The following is a 17502-nucleotide window of genomic DNA, read 5'->3' as shown; positions in this document are numbered from 1 at the left end:
CGCCCCTAGAAATCGGAGAACACACCACATGACAACGACGTCAGCGACGTCGACGCGCGGTGGAGCGCGCGTCCACGTCCAGCGCTTCGGCACCTTCCTCTCGGGAATGGTCATGCCGAACATCGCGGCCTTCATCGCCTGGGGCTTCATCACGGCCCTCTTCATCCAGACCGGATGGCTCCCGCTCCTCGGCATCGACGCCACCTGGGTCCAGCAGTTCGGCGGCTGGAGCACGGATCCCGACGTCGTCAATACCGGCCTCGTCGCCCCGATGATCACCTACCTCCTCCCGCTCCTCATCGCGAACACCGGCGGCCGCATGGTCTACGGCGCCCGCGGAGGCGTGGTCGGCACCATCGCGACCATGGGCGTCATCGTCGGCGCCGGCATCCCGATGTTCATCGGCGCCATGATCATGGGCCCGCTGTCGGCGTGGCTCATGAAGAAGGTCGACTCGATCTGGGACGGCAAGATCAAGCCCGGCTTCGAGATGCTGGTCAACAACTTCTCCGCCGGAATCCTCGGCCTCCTCCTCGCGCTCCTCGCCTTCGCGGGCGTCGCGCCGCTCGTGGTCGGCCTCTCGACCGCCCTCGGTGCGGGCGTGGAGTTCCTGGTCAACGCGGGCCTGCTCCCGCTGACCTCGCTCTTCATCGAGCCGGCGAAGATCCTCTTCCTGAACAACGCCATCAACCACGGCATCCTCACGCCGCTGGGCGTCCAGCAGGCGGAGGAGGCGGGCAAGTCCTACCTCTTCCTCCTCGAGGCCAACCCCGGCCCCGGCATGGGCGTGCTCCTGGCCTTCGCGTTCTTCGGCGTCGGCGCGGCCCGCGCCTCCGCTCCCGGCGCGGCGATCATCCACTTCATCGGCGGCATCCACGAGATCTACTTCCCGTACGTGCTGATGAAGCCGGCGCTGCTCGCGGCCGTCATCCTCGGCGGTGCGACCGGTGTCGCGACGAACGTCGCGTTCAACTCCGGCCTCCGCGCCCCCGCCTCGCCCGGCTCGATCATCGCGGTGCTCCTGCAGACCGCGAACGACAGCTTCCTCGGCGTCATCCTCTCGGTGATCCTCGCGACCGCCGTGTCGTTCCTGGTGGCCTCGGTCATCATCCGGTCCGGCCGCAAGCGCGACCTGGCCGCGGAGCAGGAGGGCGACGACAAGCTCGCCGCCGCCGTCGCCGCCAACGAGGCGAACAAGGGCAAGGAGAGCGCCGTCGGCTCGCTCATCAACGCCCGCGGCGCCAACGCTCCGCAGGACTCGGCCGGCGCCTCGACCGCGGGGGCCACGGCCACCGCGACCCAGGTCCGGAACATCGTCTTCGCCTGCGACGCCGGCATGGGCTCGTCCGCGATGGGCGCCTCGGTGCTGCGGAACAAGATGAAGAAGGCGGGCTTCGAGGACGTCACGGTCACCAACAAGGCGATCGCCGCTCTCGAGGACGACGTGGACCTGGTCATCACCCAGGCCGAGCTCACGGAGCGCGCCCGCCAGCGCACCCCGGGCGCGATCCACGTCTCCGTGGACAACTTCATGAACAGCCCGAAGTACGACGAGGTCGTCTCGCTGGTCGCGGAGCAGCACCGCAAGTAGTACGCCAACCATTCGGAGGGAACCCGTAGGGTGCGACAGGGCGGACACGCTCCGCTCGCCCCTGCGGGTTCCCTCGCTGTCAGCACCTCCACGGAAGGACGCACCCCATGAGCGACGTGCTCACCATCGGACAGATCGACGCCTCCGGCACCGCCACCACGAAGGAGGCCGCCATCAAGGAGGCCGCCGACATGCTGGTCGGCGTCGGCGCGGTCACCCCCGCCTACTACGAGGCCATGCTCGCCCGCGAGGCGACCGTCTCGACCTACATGGGCAACCTGCTCGCCATCCCGCACGGCACCAACGACGCGAAGGACGAGATCCGCTCCTCCGCCCTCTCGTTCGTGCGCTATGCGCAGCCGATCGACTGGGACGGCAACGAGGTGCGCTTCGTCGTCGGCATCGCCGGCGTCGACAACGAGCACCTCGAGATCCTCTCCAAGATCGCGATCATCTTCTCGGAGGAGGACGAGGTGCAGAAGCTCCTCGACGCCCCGGACGCGCAGTCGCTCTACAGTCTGCTGGGCGAGGTCAACTCCTGATGCCCACCGCCGTCCACTTCGGCGCCGGCAACATCGGCCGCGGCTTCGTCGGCCTGATCCTGCACGGCGCCGGCTACGAGCTCGTCTTCGCCGACGTCAACTCCGAGCTGATCGGCCGCCTCGGCGCTGCCGACAGCTACGAGGTGCACGAGGTGGGGGAGGAGGCGGCCACGCACGTCGTCGACCGCTTCCGGGCGATCGACTCGGCCGCCGACGAGGAGGCTCTCGTCCGCGAGATCGCCGCCGCCGACATCGTCACCACGGCCGTCGGCCCGAACATCCTGCGCTTCGTCGCCCCCGTGATCGCGAAGGGCCTCGCCGCCCGCGACGAGTCGGCGCCGCGGCTGGCGGTCATGGCCTGCGAGAACGCGATCAACGCCACGCGCCTCCTGCAGACCGAGGTCGCCGCGAACCTCGGCGCGGACGAGTGGGAGCGCCTGCGCACCCGCGCCGTCTTCGCCGACACCGCGGTGGACCGCATCGTCCCGAACCAGGACCCGGGCCAGGGCCTGGACGTGACAGTGGAGAGCTTCTTCGAGTGGGTCGTCGACCGCACTCCGTTCGAGGGCGCCGAGCCGGAGATCCCGGGCGCGACCTGGGTCGACGACCTCGAGCCCTTCATCGAGCGGAAGCTCTTCACGGTGAACACCGGCCACGCGACGGCCGCCTACACCGGCTTCGCGGCCGGAGCGCACAAGCTCTCCGACGCGCTGGCGATGCCCGAGGTGCACGACGCGGTCAAGGCCGCGCTCGAGGACACCAAGGCGCTCATCGTGGCCAAGCACGGCTTCAGCGACGAGGAGCAGCAGGCCTACCTCGAGAAGACGCTGAAGCGCTTCGCGAATCCGTACCTGACCGACACGGTCGACCGGGTGGGACGCCAGCCGCTGCGGAAGCTGTCGCGGCACGAGCGCTTCATCGGACCGGCGGCCGAGCTCGCCGAGCGCGGGCGCACGCCGGAGGGACTGCTCGCCGCGATCGGCGCCGCGCTCCGCTTCGACGTGCCCGAGGACCCCCAGAGCGTGGAGCTCCACGAGAAGCTGACCGCGCTCAGCCCGGAGGAGTTCGTGGCGGAGATCACCGGCCTCACGCCCGAGCACCCGCTCTTCGACCGGGTCGTGGCGGTCGTCCGCGGCTAGTCCCGTGGCCGCACGGCGGTGAACGACGACGAGGTCCCCTGCTTCCGGCGGGGGACCTCGTCGTCTGCGGCGGCTCGGGTGGAGCGCTAGAACAGCCGCCAGCGGGTGAGCGGCCAGGCCACGGCGAAGACGCGTCCGGTGACCCTGTCGATCGGCACGGTCTTCACGCACGTGTCGATCGGCCCGCCGGCGCCGCGGCACTCGCCGAGCGAGTCGTTGGAGTTCGACCGGTGGTCGCCCAGGACGAAGAGGGAGCCCTCGGGGACGGTGTACTCGTCGAAGCAGCGGAGGGACGCGGGGCTCGTCGTGCAGTCGAGGGTCCCGGCGGTGAAGGGGAAGTCCTCGAACACGTAGGACTCGTCCAGCGGCTTCCCGTCGACCAGCACGTGCCCCTCGGCGTCGCAGCAGGAGACGGTGTGGCCCCCCTCGGCGATCAGCCTCTTGACGAGGAACTCCTCGTGCGAGGGGCCGATGCTGGTGACGTCGCCGAAGGTCTTCACGATCTCGGAGAGGGGGCTGCCGGCCTCGTCGCTCGCGCCCCAGTCGGCGTCGCGCGAGAAGACGACGATCTGCCCCTCCTCCGGCCCGCCCTGGAGGGCGAGGGTGCGGTCGACCAGGATGCGGTCGCCGAAGAACCCGCCGCCCTGGAGGGTGTTCTCCATCGAGCCGGTCGGCACCGTGTACACCTTCACGAAGAAGGTCTGCACCAGGGCGATGACCGCGATGGCCGCCAGGATCGTCACCACCGGGTGCGAGTACCAGCTCCGCCTCGCGGTCGCGGACCTCGTCGTGCGCGCCATGTGCTCTCCCTCCGGCTCGACGGAGCCAGCCTAGGCGGCGGCGGACGCGGGGCCCGGCAGGGGGCGCGCGTCGGGCGCGGAGGCGGAGGAGGGGGCGACACGCCCGAGGTGGCGGAACGGCCGCGATTCGCGTAGCATCGACCCTTGGTGTTTTGCGCGTGCTCCGGCATGCCCGCGAACCCCGATCCGGGCTCTCGCCCGGTGGTGGCTCGTCGCGGAAACATTCGCACGACCAGTACACACACTACTTCCGAACGACAGTGAGGCTATGGCCAAAAAAGACGGTGTCATCGAAATCGAAGGTGCGGTTGTCGAGGCGCTCCCCAACGCGATGTTCCGCGTGGAGCTGACCAACGGACACAAAGTTCTCGCCCATATCTCGGGCAAGATGCGTCAGCACTACATCCGGATCCTCCCCGAGGACCGGGTGATCGTGGAGCTGAGCCCCTACGACCTGACCCGCGGCCGGATCGTCTACCGCTACAAGTAGGCGTTCGCTCCGCTGACGTTCGCGACGTGCGTGTCCTGTAAGGAACGGCCCCGGCATCCGCCGGGAGCACGACGCCAGCGAAAACAAGGACAAGAACAATGAAGGTCAACCCCAGCGTCAAGCGCATCTGCGACCACTGCAAGATCATCCGCCGCCACGGCAACGTGATGGTCATCTGCAGCAGCAACCCCCGCCACAAGCAGCGCCAGGGCTAGTCCCGCTGCTTCCGCGAGGGAGCGCAGGGGCGGCGTGCCGCCTCTACTGCACAACTGAACACACCCGCAGCACCAGAAATCGCGCAGCACCCCGGCGACCCCGGGGTGGACGGCGAGGACACCTTCGGTCGGAGGCCGAGGCACCGGTGCTGCTTCACACCTCCACTCACTCACAGGAGAAGCCACAATGGCACGTCTGGCAGGAGTAGACATCCCGCGCGAGAAGCGCGTGGAGGTCGCACTGACCTACATCTACGGTGTCGGCCGCACTCGCGCGCTCAAGACCCTGAGCGACACCGGGATCGACGGCAACATCCGCGTCAAGGACCTCAGCGACGACCAGCTCGTCTCGCTCCGCGACTACATCGAGGGCAACTACAAGGTGGAGGGCGACCTCCGCCGCGAGGTCGCCGCCGACATCCGCCGCAAGGTCGAGATCGGCTCGTACGAGGGCCTCCGCCACCGTCGCGGCCTCCCGGTCCGTGGACAGCGCACCAAGACGAACGCGCGCACCCGCAAGGGACCCAAGCGCACCGTCGCCGGCAAGAAGAAGGCCGGCCGCAAGTAACGCGGGCGACACGGACCTAGAGGAGATACAGAATTGGCTACCCCCAAGTCGGCCGCGCGCAAGCCGCGCCGCAAGGAGAAGAAGAACATCGCTGTGGGCCAGGCCCACATCAAGTCGACGTTCAACAACACCATCGTCTCGATCACCGACCCCTCCGGGGCCGTCATCAGCTGGGCCTCGTCCGGTGGAGTCGGCTTCAAGGGCTCGCGCAAGTCGACGCCGTTCGCCGCCCAGCTCGCCGCCGAGTCGGCCGCGCGCCAGGCTCAGGAGCACGGCATGAAGAAGGTGGACGTCTTCGTGAAGGGCCCCGGCTCGGGTCGTGAGACCGCGATCCGCTCGCTCCAGGCCGCAGGCCTCGAGGTCGGCTCGATCAACGACGTCACCCCGCAGGCGCACAACGGCTGCCGCCCGCCCAAGCGTCGTCGCGTCTAAGCAGCACTCGCAGCCGTCGGCCGGCCGCACGAACCGCCTCCGGGCGGGGAGTGCGGCCGGCTGACGGATCGCGCATTTCTTTCACAACTCCACACCTCGCAAACGCACGTGTCATATAGCGGACACGTGATCGAAAGGAATCATCAGTGCTTATCGCACAGCGTCCGACGCTCACCGAGGAGAACATCTCGGAGTTCCGTTCCCGCTTCGTCATCGAGCCCCTCGAGCCCGGCTTCGGCTACACGCTCGGCAACTCGCTGCGTCGCACCCTGCTGTCCTCCATCCCCGGCGCCGCTGTCACCAGCATCCGGATCGACGGAGTCCTGCACGAGTTCACGACCGTCCCGGGCGTCCGCGAGGACGTCACCGAGATCATCCTGAACATCAAGGGACTCGTCGTCTCCTCCGAGCACGACGAGCCGATCACCGCCTACCTGCGCAAGCAGGGAGCCGGCCAGGTCACCGCCGCGGACATCTCGGCTCCGGCCGGTGTCGAGATCCACAACCCGGAGCTCGTCATCGCCACGCTGAACGACAAGGCGAAGTTCGAGCTCGAGCTCACGATCGAGCGCGGCCGCGGCTACGTCTCGGCGACCCAGAACCGCAGCGAGTTCTCCGAGGCCGGCCAGATCCCGGTCGACTCGATCTACTCGCCCGTGCTGAAGGTCACCTACCGCGTCGAGGCCACCCGTGCCGGCGAGCGCACCGACTTCGACCGCCTGGTCGTGGACGTGGAGACGAAGGCCGCGATCTCGCCGCGCGACGCCATCGCCTCCGCCGGACGCACGCTGACCGAGCTGTTCGGTCTCGCCCGCGAGCTGAACAACGCGGCCGAGGGCATCGAGATCGGCCCCGCGCCGGTCGACGCGGTCCTCTCGACCGAGCTGTCCATGCCCATCGAGGACCTCGACCTCTCGGTGCGCAGCTACAACTGCCTCAAGCGCGAGGGCATCAACAACGTCAATGAGCTCGTCGCCCTCTCGGAGACGCAGCTCATGAACATCCGCAACTTCGGTCAGAAGTCGGTGGATGAGGTCAAGGAGAAGCTGACGGAGCTCGGCCTGTCGCTCAAGGACTCGGTCCCCGGGTTCGACGGCGCCCACTTCTACAGCTACGACGACGAGAGCATCTAGGTCCTCCGCTCCGGAGCCCCGGCTCCTCGCGTCCGACCTGCTGACACCCCTTTAGTACTGGAGTAAACCCATGCCCAAGCCCACCAAGGGCCCCCGCCTCGGAGGCGGACCCGCACACGAGCGCCTGCTGCTGGCGAACCTGGCCGCGGCCCTGTTCACGCACAAGAGCATCAAGACGACCGAGACCAAGGCCAAGCGCCTTCGTCCGCTCGCCGAGCGCCTGGTGACCTTCGCCAAGCGCGGCGACCTGCACGCCCGCCGTCGCGTCCTCGCGACGATCGGCGACAAGTCGGTCGTCCACGAGCTCTTCACCGAGATCGCTCCGCTCGTCGCCGAGCGCGAGGGCGGCTACACCCGCATCACCAAGATCGGCCCCCGCAAGGGAGACAACGCGCCCATGGCCGTGATCGAGCTCGTCCTCGAGCCCGTCACGCCCAAGGCGAAGAAGTCGCGCACCGCCACGGCGCCCGTGTCCGCTCCGGTGGACGAGGCCCCCGCCGAGGAGACAACTGCCGAGGAGACCCCCGTCGAGGAGGCGCCCGTGCAGGACGCTCCCGTCGAGGACGCCGCGCAGGACGCTCCTGTCGAGGAGACCGGCGCGACCAAGTAGTCACGCCCCCTCTGCCGAGAGCCCTCCGTCCCCTCCGGGGCGGGGGGCTCTCGTCGTTCCACGGGGCCGAGTGGCGCGAATCGTCGCTTACGATGGCACGGCTGCGCTCGTCGGGTGCGGCCGCGTCACGACCGGCGCTCCCGGGGTCCGCCCCGACGATCCTCGGAGGACTCCTGTGCGACTGCGCTCCTCGGCCGCTGCGGCGCTCCTCGCCCTGGCACTCGCGGGCGGAGTGAGCGGCTGCGCCTCCGGCGAGGTGATCGACGTGCCGGAGTCGGCGGGTCTCGCGAGCACGACCCCCGTGCCGTCGGCCGCACCGACCGTGTCCTCCGTGCCCTCCGTGCCGTCGAGCGAGGGCGTGGACTGCGCGACCGCTCTCCCCGCCTCCCTGGTCGAGCAGGAGGCCGGCTCGACGGCGGGCACCGTGTCGATCACCGCCGCGGGAGACACGTGCTCCTACGCCGTCGACGGCGGCGACCCGGTCGTCGTGCTGACGCTGCACCGCGGGCCCCTCGTCGAGACCTTCACCGGTGCGGGCGAGGCGCTCGGCGCCGTGCCGGTCTCGCTGGGCACGGCCGCCTAGTAGGTGCAGGGCATCGCCTCCGCTCCCTCCGAGCTGGCCGTGCTCGCAGGCGGCTGGGAGGCGCGGATCGTCTCCTCGGTCGGCGAGCAGTCGACGCTGGTCGGCTAGGCGGTCTCGGCCCTGGCGGCCGTCGACGTCCCGCTCGCGGTCGCCTGAGCCGCGACCACGGCGCGCTCTAGACTCGTCTGATGCTCCACCGCGTCCGCCTCGACCTGGCCTACGACGGCTCGCACTTCTCCGGGTGGGCCAAGCAGCCCGGCCTCCGCACCGTGCAGGGGGTGCTCGAGGAGTCGCTCGCCCTGGTGCTGCGCTCCGAGCAGCACCCGACCGTGACGGTCGCCGGGCGCACCGACGTCGGCGTGCACGCCAGCGCCCAGGTCGCCCACGTCGACCTCACCCCCGAGCAGTGGGGCCGCATCAGCACCGGCCGGCGCCGACCGGGGGAGGAGCCGTTCCCGCCCGCGTCGATCCTGGAGCGGCGGCTCCGCGGGATCCTCGGGCAGTACACCGACGTCTCGGTGCACCGGGTGACGGAGGCGCCGGAGGGGTTCGACGCGCGGTTCTCGGCGCGCTGGCGGCGGTACGAGTACCGGCTGGCCGACGCCTCCTCGATGCGCCACCCGCTCGACCGCACGTACACCACCTGGATCACCGACTCCCTCGACCTCGACGCGATGTCGGCCGCGGCCCGCTCGCTCCTGGGCCTGCACGACTACGCGTCGTTCTGCCGTGCCCGCGTAGGGGCCACCACCATCCGGAGCCTGCTCGACTTCACCTGGGAGCGAGACGCCGACGGAGTCCTGCACGCCCACCTGCGCGCGGACGCCTTCTGCCACAGCATGGTGCGGGCCCTCGTGGGGGCGTGCGTCGCGGTCGGCGCCGGGAAGCTCGAGGCGGGGGCGGTCCCGCTGCTCCGGGACGCCGCCAGACGGACCAACGCGTTCGCGGTGATGCCGGCCCGCGGCCTCATCCTCCGCGAGGTCGACTACCCCGAGGACGACGCGCTCGCCGAGCGGGCCCTGCTCACCCGCGCGAAGCGCACCGTGCGGACCGAGGGGCCGGACCCGGAGGACTCGGAGTGAGGCGAGGGCGCGCGCCCGCGCCCCGCGACCCGTGGCGGCTCGGGTCGCACCTCCCGCCGCCGGAGCCCCTGCCGCCACGATCCGTGCTTGGCCGCACGGGGGCTTTGCTGTAATGTCGACCCTTGGTGTTTTCGGCCGTGTGCCGAGCGCCCGAAGTTGAGCCCTCCACCGGATCGGTTCGGCCCCTCGCGGGTCGAACGGCCACGGAGCGGGATCCACGAACACCTCACTCCGACCAGAAAGCAGCACTCACGTGACTCGCACTTTTTCTCCGAAGCCGGCTGACGTCCAGCACGACTGGATCGTCATCGACGCGTCCGACGTCGTGCTCGGCCGTCTCGCCACCCACGCCGCGGCGCTCCTGCGCGGCAAGCACAAGGCCACCTTCGCGCCGCACATGGACATGGGCGACTTCGTCATCATCGTCAACGCGGAGAAGGTCGCCCTCACCGGCCAGAAGCTCCTCCAGAAGAAGGCCTACCGCCACTCCGGCTACCCGGGCGGCCTCTCGGCCACCACGTACGCCGAGCTCCTCGAGAAGAACCCGGTCCGCGCCGTCGAGAAGGCCATCCGCGGCATGCTCCCCAAGAACTCCCTCGGCCGCGCCCAGCTGCGCAAGCTGAAGGTCTACACGGGATCCGAGCACCCCCACGCGGCCCAGCAGCCGCAGGCGTACGCCTTCACCCAGGTCGCCCAGTAGGCTCCGGCCCTCCCCGACATCCCAGACTTCGAAGACAAAGGATCACCTACACCGTGGCGAAGATCGCAGACCAGATCGACGTGGCTCCCGAGAGCTACTCCACCGAAAGCCCGGCCACCGAGGCGTCCACGACGCCCCGCGCCGTCCTCAACGTCTCCGGCGCAGCCGTGGGCCGACGCAAGCAGGCCATCGCCCGCGTGCGCCTCGTCCCCGGCAACGGCGGCATGACCGTCAACGCCCGCGAGTTCGCGGAGTACTTCCCCAACAAGCTGCACCAGCAGCTGATCACCGACCCCTTCAAGGTGCTCGACCTGATCGGCTCCTACGACGTGGTCGCCAAGATCACCGGCGGCGGCCCCTCCGGCCAGGCCGGCGCGCTGCGCCTCGCCATCGCCCGTGCCCTCAACGAGATCGACCGCGAGAACAACCGCGCGATCCTGAAGAAGGCGGGCTTCCTGACCCGCGACGCCCGCGTCATCGAGCGCAAGAAGGCCGGTCTCAAGAAGGCCCGCAAGGCGTCCCAGTTCTCGAAGCGCTAGTCGACGCGGCCTGACGGCCGCACGACCAGCAGCTCGAGAAGGGACTGCGCACCATGCCGCGCCTGTTCGGAACAGACGGCGTCCGTGGCCTCGCTAATCGCGATGTCACGGCCGACCTGGCTCTCGGCCTCGCCCAGGCGGCCGCCCGTGTACTCGGAGCGGCCGCCAGGGCCGAGGGCCGTCGGCCCGTCGCCGTGCTCGCCCGCGACCCCCGCATCTCCGGGCAGTTCATCGGAGCCGCGGTCGCGGCGGGTCTCGCGAGCGCTGGAGTCGACGTGCTCGACGCCGGCGTCATCCCGACGCCCGCCACCGCCTACCTCATCGCCGACGAGAACGCCGACTTCGGCGTGATGATCTCGGCCTCGCACAACCCCGCCGCCGACAACGGCATCAAGTTCTTCGCCGCAGGCGGACGCAAACTCCCGGACGAGCTCGAGAACCGCATCGAAGCGGCCCTCGGAGTCCCCCCGCTCACGCCGACCGGAGCCGACGTCGGCCGCATCACCCGCTTCTCCGACGCGGAGGACCGTTACGTCCTCCACCTGCTCGGATCCCTCGAGGGCACCCGTCTCGACGGCCTGCACGTGGTCATCGACTGCGCGCACGGCGCCGCCGCCGGCATCTCGCCCCAAGTGTTCACCGACGCCGGAGCGACCGTCACCGTCATCGGCAACGACCCCGACGGCCTCAACATCAACGACGGAGTGGGCTCCACCCACCTCGACAACGTCGCCGACGCCGTCCGCGCGGCCGGCGCCGACATCGGCATCGCCCACGACGGCGACGCCGACCGCTGCCTCGCAGTGGACGCCGAGGGCCGCATCGTCGACGGCGACCAGATCATGGCGATCCTCGCGACAGCCATGGCCCGCCGCGGCGCCCTGCGCGACGACGTCCTCGTGGCCACCGTCATGAGCAACCTCGGCCTCAAGCTCGCCATGCGCGCCGCCGGCATCCGCGTCATCGAGACCGCGGTCGGCGACCGCTACGTCCTCGAGGCGATGAACGACGGCGGCTACTCGCTCGGCGGGGAGCAGTCCGGCCACGTCATCATGAGCCGCTACGCCACCACCGGCGACGGGGTGCTCACCGGCCTCCAGCTCGCGGCCGAGATGGCCCGGACCGGACGCACGATCGCCGACCTGGCCGCAGTCATGTCCGTCTTCCCGCAGACCCTCCTCAACGTGCGCGGCGTCGACCGCGAGGGCGTCCGCGACGACGAGGTCATCGCCTCCGCCGTCGCCGACGCCACCGCCGAGCTCGGCAGCGACGGCCGCGTGCTCCTGCGCCCCTCCGGCACCGAGCCGATGGTGCGCGTCATGGTCGAGGCGAAGACGCAGGAGACGGCCGACCGCCTCGCCGAATCGCTCGCCGCGGTCGTGCTCGAGCGGCTGCGCTCTTAAGGAGCCGCTCCCTGCGCGGCTCCTCGCGGTCGGCCTGGAGAGGTGGTCGCGATGGGTGGAGCGGGGTGCGTTCGCCGCAGGTGAATCGCTTGGCACGCGGCTGTGTTCGTTGCGGGGCCGCTCCCTGCGCGGCCCTTCGCGGTCGGCTTCGCGAGGTGGTTGCGATGGGTGGAGCGGGGCGCGTTCGCCGCGGGTGAATCGCTTGGCACGCGATTCCCACGACGGCGGTGTTCGTTACGGGGGCCGCTCCCTGCGCGGCCCTTCGCGGTCGGCTTCGCGAGGTGGTTGCGATGGCTGGAGCGGGGCGCGTTCGCCGCGGGTGAATCGCTTGGCACGCGATTCCCACGACGGCGGTGTTCGTTGAGGGGCCGCTCCCTGCGCGGCCCCTCGCGGTCGGCTTCGCGAGGTGGTTGCGATGGGTGGAGCGGGGCGCGTTCGCCGCGGGTGAATCGCTTGGCACGCGATTCCCACGACGGCTCGTGGGTTGGGCCGCTCCCTGCGCGGCTCCTCGCGGTCGGCTTGGCGAGGTGGTCACGATGGGTGGAGCGGGGCGCGTTCGCCGCGTGGGAATCGCTTGGCACGCGGCGGTGTTCGTTGCGGGGCCGCTCCTTGCGCGGCCCCTCGCGATCGGCTTCGCGAGGTGGTTGCGCGGGTGGAGCGGGTCGCGTTCGCCGCGCGTGAATCGCTTGGCACGCGATTCACGCTGACGGCTCGTGGGTGGTGGCGAGCCTGCGCCGATCGTGCGGTGAAGGGGTTCGAGGTCGGTGGCTGCGCGGTGCGCGCGGCGGCGAACAGCGACCGGGGGCGCGGTCAGATCTTGCGGAGGAGGACCGAGGAGACCGTGTGATCGGCCTGCTTGCGGAGGACCAGGCTCGCGCGGGAGCGGGTGGGGCGCACGTTCTGCAGCAGGTTCGGCTCGTTGATCGCGGCCCAGATGCTCCGCGCGCGCTCACGGGCCTCGTCCGGACTGAGCGCCGCGTAGCGGTGGAAGTAGGAGTTCGGATTCGCGAACGCGCCCTGCTGCAGGGTGAGGAAGCGCTCCTCGTACCAGCGCGCGATGTCGCTGGTCCGGGCGTCGACGTAGACGGTGAAGTCGAACAGGTCGCTCACCGCCAGGCCGTGACCGGGCACCGGCGGCTGCAGCACGTTCAGGCCCTCGACGATCAGCACGTCCGGCCGCCGCACGACGATCTCGGCGTCGGGGACGATGTCGTAGGAGAGGTGCGAGTAGAACGGCGCGCGCACCTCCGCGGCCCCGCCCTTCACCTCCGAGACGAAGCGCAGCAGCGCCCGCCGGTCGTACGACTCGGGGAAGCCCTTGCGGCTCATCAGACCGCGGCGCTCCAGCTCGCGGTTGGGCAGCAGGAAGCCGTCGGTGGTCACCAGCTCGACGCGGGGCGTGTCCTCCCAGCGGGCGAGCAGCTCCCGCAGCAGGCGCGCGATCGTCGACTTGCCCACCGCGACCGACCCCGCGACGCCGATCACGAACGGAGTCGGCTGCGCGCGCTCCCCGAGGAACGTGCTCGTCGCGCGGTGCAGGTGCCGCGCGCCACCGGCGTACAGGCTCAGCAGGCGCGAGAGCGGCAGGTAGACCTCCGCGACCTCGGTGAGGCTCAGCCGGTCGCCCAGCCCCCGCAGCTGCACGACCTCGGTCTCCGACAGCGGCAGCTCCGTGGTGCGGGCGAGCTCGGCCCAGTCGGAGCGGACGATCTCGACGAAGGGGGAGGGGTGCGCGTCGCGCGCGGGATCGCGAGGAGACGACGGCATGGGGACCGATCCTAGCGTCCGCCCCGCCGGGTGCCCGACGCCGCGGGAGGCGCCTCCGCGCCGCTTAGAATCGAGCGCATGTGTGGAATCGTTGGATACGTCGGTGAGCGCGACAGCCTGGCCGTGCTGCTCGGGGGCCTGAAGCGTCTGGAGTACCGCGGCTACGACTCGGCCGGCGTGGCCGTGATCGACGCCGACGGGCAGCTCGACAGCCGCAAGCGCTCGGGCAAGCTCAGCGTCCTCGTCGACGACCTCGAAGCGCACCCGCTGGCCGAGGGCACCACGGGCATCGGCCACACCCGCTGGGCGACGCACGGCGGCCCGACCGACCGCAACGCCCACCCCCACCTCGCGGACGAGGGCAGGCTCGCCGTCATCCACAACGGCATCATCGAGAACTTCCAGCCGCTCAAGGAGCAGCTGCTCGCCGAGGGCGCCGTCTTCGAGAGCGAGACCGACACCGAGGTCGCCGCGCACCTGATCGCCCGCGAGTACCGCCGCACCGGCGACCTCGTGCTCGCCTTCCAGGCCGTCGTCGCGCACCTCGAGGGCGCGTTCACCCTGCTCGCCCTGCACCAGGACCAGCCCGGCGTGGTCGTCGGCGCGCGCCGCAACTCGCCGCTCGTGATCGGCCTGGGCGACGGGGAGAACTTCCTCGGCTCCGACGTCGCGGCGTTCGTCGAGTTCACCCGCCGCGCGGTCGCCATCGGCCAGGACCAGATCGTCACGATCACCCCGGAGCTCGTCACGGTGACCGACTTCTTCGGCAACCCCGTCGAGACCGAGCCGTTCGAGATCGCCTGGGACGCGTCGGCGTCCGAGAAGGGCGGCTGGTCGAGCTTCATGGCCAAGGAGATCACCGAGGGCCCCGAGGCCGTCGCGAACACGCTCCGCGGCCGCATCCACGAGGGCGCGATCACGCTGCCGGAGCTCGACGCGCTCGGCCCGGTGCTGACGGAGATCGACCGCATCACGATCATCGCCTGCGGCACGGCCGCCTACTCGGGCATGGTCGCCAAGTACGCGATCGAGAAGTGGGCGCGCGTCCCCGTCGAGGTCGAGCTCAGCCACGAGTTCCGCTACCGCGACCCGGTGCTCACCCCGCGCACCCTCGTCGTCTCGATCAGCCAGTCCGGCGAGACGATGGACACGCTGATGGCGGTCAAGTACGCCCGCGAGCACGGCGCCAAGACGCTCTCGGTCTGCAACACCCAGGGCGCGACGATCCCGCGCGAGTCGGACGCCGTGCTCTACACGCACGCGGGCCCGGAGGTGGCGGTCGCCTCGACCAAGGCCTTCGTCGCCCAGATCGCGGCGCTCTACCTCTTCGGGCTGCACCTGGCCGCGGTGCGCGGTGCCGCCTCCACCGAGCTCGTCGCCTCGCAGGCGGCTCAGCTCGCCGCGATCCCGGAGAAGCTCTCCCGCGTGCTCGACGCCTCCGACGACATCGCCCAGCTGGCCGGCTGGATGGCCGATACCCGTGCGGTGCTGTTCCTCGGCCGCCACGTCGGCTACCCGGTGGCGCTCGAGGGCGCGCTGAAGCTCAAGGAGCTCGCCTACATCCACGCCGAGGGCTTCGCGGCGGGCGAGCTCAAGCACGGCCCGATCGCACTGATCGAGCCTGGCCAGGTCGTCTTCGTGATCGTGCCGAGCCCGAGCGAGTCGTACGAGCTGCAACGCAAGGTGATCTCGAACATCCAGGAGATCAAGGCCCGCGGCGCCCGCGTCATCGCGATCGCGGAGCAGGGCGACACGGCCGCGATCCAGATCGCCGACGAGGTCGTGCCGATCCCGCTCGCCGACCCGCTGTTCGAGCCGCTGCTCGCCGTCACCCCGCTGCAGATGTTCGCGATGGAGCTCGCCGCCGCCAAGGGCCTCGACGTCGACCAGCCGCGCAATCTCGCCAAGTCGGTCACGGTCGAGTGATCGAGCCGTGATCGTGGGGATCGGGGTGGACGTCGTGGACCTCGCGCGCTTCGAGCGCTCGCTGACGCGCACGCCCCGGCTCCGCGACCGGCTGTTCGCCGAGAGCGAACGCTCGCTCCCCGTCGCCTCGCTGGCGGGCCGCTTCGCCGCCAAGGAGGCGCTGATCAAGGCGCTCGGCGACTCCGTGGGCGCCCGCTGGCACGACATGGTCGTCGAGCGGGACGAGCACGGGAATCCGTCCTTCGCGCTGCACGGCCCGGCCCGGGCGGCCGCGGAGGCGCGCGGGATCACGCGCGTGCACCTCTCGATGACGCACGACGCGGGCGTGGCCTGCGCGTTCGTGGTGGCCGAGTCGTGAGCGTCCCCGCGTCGTACCGAGAGGCGGTGATCGACGTCGACGCGATGGCGGCGAACGCCGCGCGTCTGCGCGAGCTCACCGGTGCCCGACGGCTCATGGCCGTCGTCAAGGCCAACGGCTACGGGCACGGCGCCCTGGCCGCGGCGCAGGCGGCGCTCGACGGCGGCGCGGACGCCCTCGGCACCGCGGAGCTGCGGGAGGCCGTGGCCCTGCGCGAGGCAGGCGTCGTCGCTCCGATCCTCTGCTGGCTGCACGACCCCGGCGAGGACTTCGACGCGGCGCTCGAGCACTCGATCGACGTCGCCGTCTCCTCCGTCGACCAGCTCGACACGCTCGCGCAGTCGGCGGAGGACCGCGGCGTGCGCGCGGCCGTGCAGCTCAAGGTCGACACGGGCCTCAGTCGCAACGGCGCCGCGGAGGAGGAGTGGCCGCACCTGGCGGAGGCGCTCGCCCGTCACAGCGCTCGCGGCACCGTCCACCTCACCGGGCTGTTCTCGCACCTGTCCAACACCTCGCGCGAGGACGACCTCGCCCAGCTCGCGCTCCTCCGCCGCGCCGAGGCCGTGCTGGCGGCGCACGGGGTGCAGGCGCCGGTCCTGCACCTCGCGGCGACGGCGGCGGCGCTGCGCCTCCCGGAGGCCCGCCTCGACATGGTGCGCAGCGGCATCGCCCTCTACGGACTCTCGCCGTTCGAGGACGAGACCTCGCTCCAGCTCGGGCTCGTCCCGGCGATGACGCTGCAGGGCCGCGTCGCCGGCGTCCGCCGGGTGCCCCACGGGACCGGCGTGAGCTACGACTACACCTGGCGGGCCGAGGGCGGGACGACCCTCGCGCTCGTGCCGTTCGGCTACGCGGACGGCATCCCGCGGAGCGCCTCCGGCGTCGCGGAGGTCTCGATCGGCGGCCGCCGCCACCGGATCGCCGGGCGGGTCGCGATGGACCAGTTCGTCGTCGACGTGGGGGATGCGAGCGTCGCGACGGGCGACCCGGTGACGCTCTGGGGCGACCCGACGACCGGCGTCCCCTCGGTAGACGAGTGGGCGCGGTGGTGCGGCACCATCAACTACGAGCTGGTCACCCGGCTCGGGCCGCGGGTTAAGCGGCGGCTGCTGAGCGCGGCGGACGGCCGTGCCTGAGCGCTCCTGGTTCGCGGACCGTGTCGTCGAGGTCGCCGATCCGGAGGCCATGGCGGAGCTCGGCCGCGAGCTCGGCCGAGTGCTGCGCGCCGGCGACCTGCTGGTGCTGACCGGGCCGCTCGGCGCGGGCAAGACGACCTTCACGCGCGGGCTCGGCGAGGGCCTCGACGTGCGGGGTCCCGTGACGAGCCCCACCTTCGTGATCGCGCGGACGCATCCGCCGCTGCACGACGGGCCGCCGCTCGTGCACGTCGACGCCTACCGCGTGGGCTCGCCGGTCGAGCTCGACGACCTCGACCTCGATCCGGCGCGCTCGGTGATCGTCGTGGAGTGGGGGGCCGGGATGCTGGACGGCGTCGCGGAGTCCTGGCTCGACGTGGTCATCGAGCGGCCGACCGCCGGCTCCGACGCCGAGGAGGGCGAGGAGCCGATCGAGCCGCGGACCGTCCGCTTCCGCGGCACCGGCTGGAGCTGAGCCCGCGGGTACC

Annotated in this window: 20 protein-coding genes; 18 read left to right on the top strand and 2 right to left on the bottom strand. The window is 71.0% G+C overall.

Going from position 1 to position 17502, the window contains the following annotated elements; genetic code table 11:
- Window positions 1–28: 28 nt before the first annotated feature.
- The 3 genes from C5C99_RS11475 to C5C99_RS11465 all read left to right on the top strand — a co-directional run bounded on the left by C5C99_RS11475 (window position 29) and on the right by C5C99_RS11465 (window position 3272).
- Window positions 29–1591, top strand: a complete 1563-nt coding sequence (locus tag C5C99_RS11475) for a PTS mannitol transporter subunit IICB (protein ID WP_104319576.1) — start codon at window positions 29–31, stop codon at window positions 1589–1591.
- A 107-nt stretch (window positions 1592–1698) separates the two neighbouring features.
- A complete protein-coding gene (locus tag C5C99_RS11470) occupies window positions 1699–2133 on the top strand; it encodes a PTS sugar transporter subunit IIA (protein WP_104224996.1) in 435 nt (144 codons plus the stop codon).
- On the top strand, window positions 2133–3272 hold the full coding sequence (locus C5C99_RS11465) for a mannitol-1-phosphate 5-dehydrogenase (RefSeq protein ID WP_104319577.1): 1140 nt from the start codon (window positions 2133–2135) through the stop codon (window positions 3270–3272). Before C5C99_RS11470 ends, C5C99_RS11465 begins: the two co-directional genes overlap by 1 nt.
- An 86-nt stretch (window positions 3273–3358) precedes the next feature.
- On the opposite strand, the gene lepB is transcribed toward C5C99_RS11465, so the two are convergent.
- Window positions 3359–4072: a signal peptidase I gene (gene lepB / locus C5C99_RS11460; RefSeq protein WP_104269409.1), complete on the bottom strand. Its 714-nt coding sequence runs from the start codon at window positions 4070–4072 to the stop codon at window positions 3359–3361.
- A gap of 268 nt (window positions 4073–4340) precedes the next feature.
- Here lepB and infA point away from each other — a divergent pair, with 268 nt between their 5' ends.
- The 11 genes from infA to glmM all read left to right on the top strand — a co-directional run bounded on the left by infA (window position 4341) and on the right by glmM (window position 11827).
- Window positions 4341–4562: a translation initiation factor IF-1 gene (infA, locus tag C5C99_RS11455; protein ID WP_022883252.1), complete on the top strand. Its 222-nt coding sequence runs from the start codon at window positions 4341–4343 to the stop codon at window positions 4560–4562.
- A 98-nt stretch (window positions 4563–4660) separates the two neighbouring features.
- Window positions 4661–4777, top strand: a complete 117-nt coding sequence (gene rpmJ, locus C5C99_RS11450; protein ID WP_055787164.1) for a 50S ribosomal protein L36 — start codon at window positions 4661–4663, stop codon at window positions 4775–4777.
- 187 nt (window positions 4778–4964) lie between these two features.
- Window positions 4965–5345 carry a 30S ribosomal protein S13 gene (gene rpsM, locus C5C99_RS11445; RefSeq protein ID WP_068251511.1) on the top strand — a complete coding sequence of 127 codons (381 nt, stop codon included), beginning with the start codon at window positions 4965–4967 and terminating at the stop codon, window positions 5343–5345.
- A gap of 33 nt (window positions 5346–5378) precedes the next feature.
- Entirely contained in the window at window positions 5379–5777 is a 399-nt protein-coding gene (rpsK, locus tag C5C99_RS11440; RefSeq protein WP_055787170.1) for a 30S ribosomal protein S11, read from the top strand.
- A 146-nt stretch (window positions 5778–5923) separates the two neighbouring features.
- Window positions 5924–6910, top strand: coding sequence for a DNA-directed RNA polymerase subunit alpha (locus tag C5C99_RS11435; protein ID WP_104224999.1), 987 nt, complete (start codon window positions 5924–5926; stop codon window positions 6908–6910).
- 70 nt (window positions 6911–6980) lie between these two features.
- The gene (gene rplQ, locus C5C99_RS11430) at window positions 6981–7520 is read left to right on the top strand and encodes a 50S ribosomal protein L17 (RefSeq protein ID WP_104225000.1); all 540 of its coding nucleotides are present in this window, start codon (window positions 6981–6983) and stop codon (window positions 7518–7520) included.
- A gap of 175 nt (window positions 7521–7695) precedes the next feature.
- Window positions 7696–8103 (top strand): hypothetical protein, encoded by a 408-nt coding sequence (locus C5C99_RS11425; RefSeq protein ID WP_104340091.1) that lies wholly within the window; start codon window positions 7696–7698, stop codon window positions 8101–8103.
- Window positions 8104–8291: 188 nt separating this feature from the next.
- Window positions 8292–9185 carry a tRNA pseudouridine(38-40) synthase TruA gene (locus C5C99_RS11420; RefSeq protein ID WP_104261555.1) on the top strand — a complete coding sequence of 298 codons (894 nt, stop codon included), beginning with the start codon at window positions 8292–8294 and terminating at the stop codon, window positions 9183–9185.
- Window positions 9186–9438: 253 nt separating this feature from the next.
- Complete coding sequence (gene rplM, locus C5C99_RS11415; RefSeq protein WP_104225003.1) at window positions 9439–9885, top strand: 50S ribosomal protein L13; 447 nt, start codon at window positions 9439–9441, stop codon at window positions 9883–9885.
- A gap of 53 nt (window positions 9886–9938) precedes the next feature.
- Window positions 9939–10424 carry a 30S ribosomal protein S9 gene (gene rpsI / locus C5C99_RS11410; protein WP_104225004.1) on the top strand — a complete coding sequence of 162 codons (486 nt, stop codon included), beginning with the start codon at window positions 9939–9941 and terminating at the stop codon, window positions 10422–10424.
- 53 nt (window positions 10425–10477) lie between these two features.
- The gene (gene glmM / locus C5C99_RS11405) at window positions 10478–11827 is read left to right on the top strand and encodes a phosphoglucosamine mutase (protein ID WP_104340090.1); all 1350 of its coding nucleotides are present in this window, start codon (window positions 10478–10480) and stop codon (window positions 11825–11827) included.
- A gap of 810 nt (window positions 11828–12637) precedes the next feature.
- On the opposite strand, the gene coaA is transcribed toward glmM, so the two are convergent.
- Entirely contained in the window at window positions 12638–13594 is a 957-nt protein-coding gene (gene coaA / locus C5C99_RS11400; RefSeq protein ID WP_104234153.1) for a type I pantothenate kinase, read from the bottom strand.
- 78 nt (window positions 13595–13672) lie between these two features.
- Between coaA and glmS the strand changes: the two genes are divergently transcribed.
- From glmS to tsaE, 4 genes are read left to right on the top strand one after another with little or no spacing between them, the layout of a single operon-like run.
- Complete coding sequence (gene glmS / locus C5C99_RS11395; protein ID WP_104227413.1) at window positions 13673–15520, top strand: glutamine--fructose-6-phosphate transaminase (isomerizing); 1848 nt, start codon at window positions 13673–13675, stop codon at window positions 15518–15520.
- A gap of 7 nt (window positions 15521–15527) precedes the next feature.
- Window positions 15528–15878 carry a holo-ACP synthase gene (locus C5C99_RS11390; protein ID WP_104225009.1) on the top strand — a complete coding sequence of 117 codons (351 nt, stop codon included), beginning with the start codon at window positions 15528–15530 and terminating at the stop codon, window positions 15876–15878.
- A gap of 26 nt (window positions 15879–15904) precedes the next feature.
- Window positions 15905–17014, top strand: coding sequence for an alanine racemase (gene alr / locus C5C99_RS11385; protein WP_258063686.1), 1110 nt, complete (start codon window positions 15905–15907; stop codon window positions 17012–17014).
- Between the two features lie 49 nt (window positions 17015–17063).
- Window positions 17064–17489 (top strand): tRNA (adenosine(37)-N6)-threonylcarbamoyltransferase complex ATPase subunit type 1 TsaE, encoded by a 426-nt coding sequence (gene tsaE / locus C5C99_RS11380; RefSeq protein ID WP_104227417.1) that lies wholly within the window; start codon window positions 17064–17066, stop codon window positions 17487–17489.
- The last annotated feature ends 13 nt before the right edge of the window (window positions 17490–17502 follow it).

It is taken from the genome of Rathayibacter sp. AY1C4, assembly GCF_002932195.1.
GTDB lineage: Bacteria > Actinomycetota > Actinomycetes > Actinomycetales > Microbacteriaceae > Rathayibacter.
Note: the sequence above shows the minus strand (reverse complement) of the source record. Positions and strands in the feature narration are given on the sequence as shown.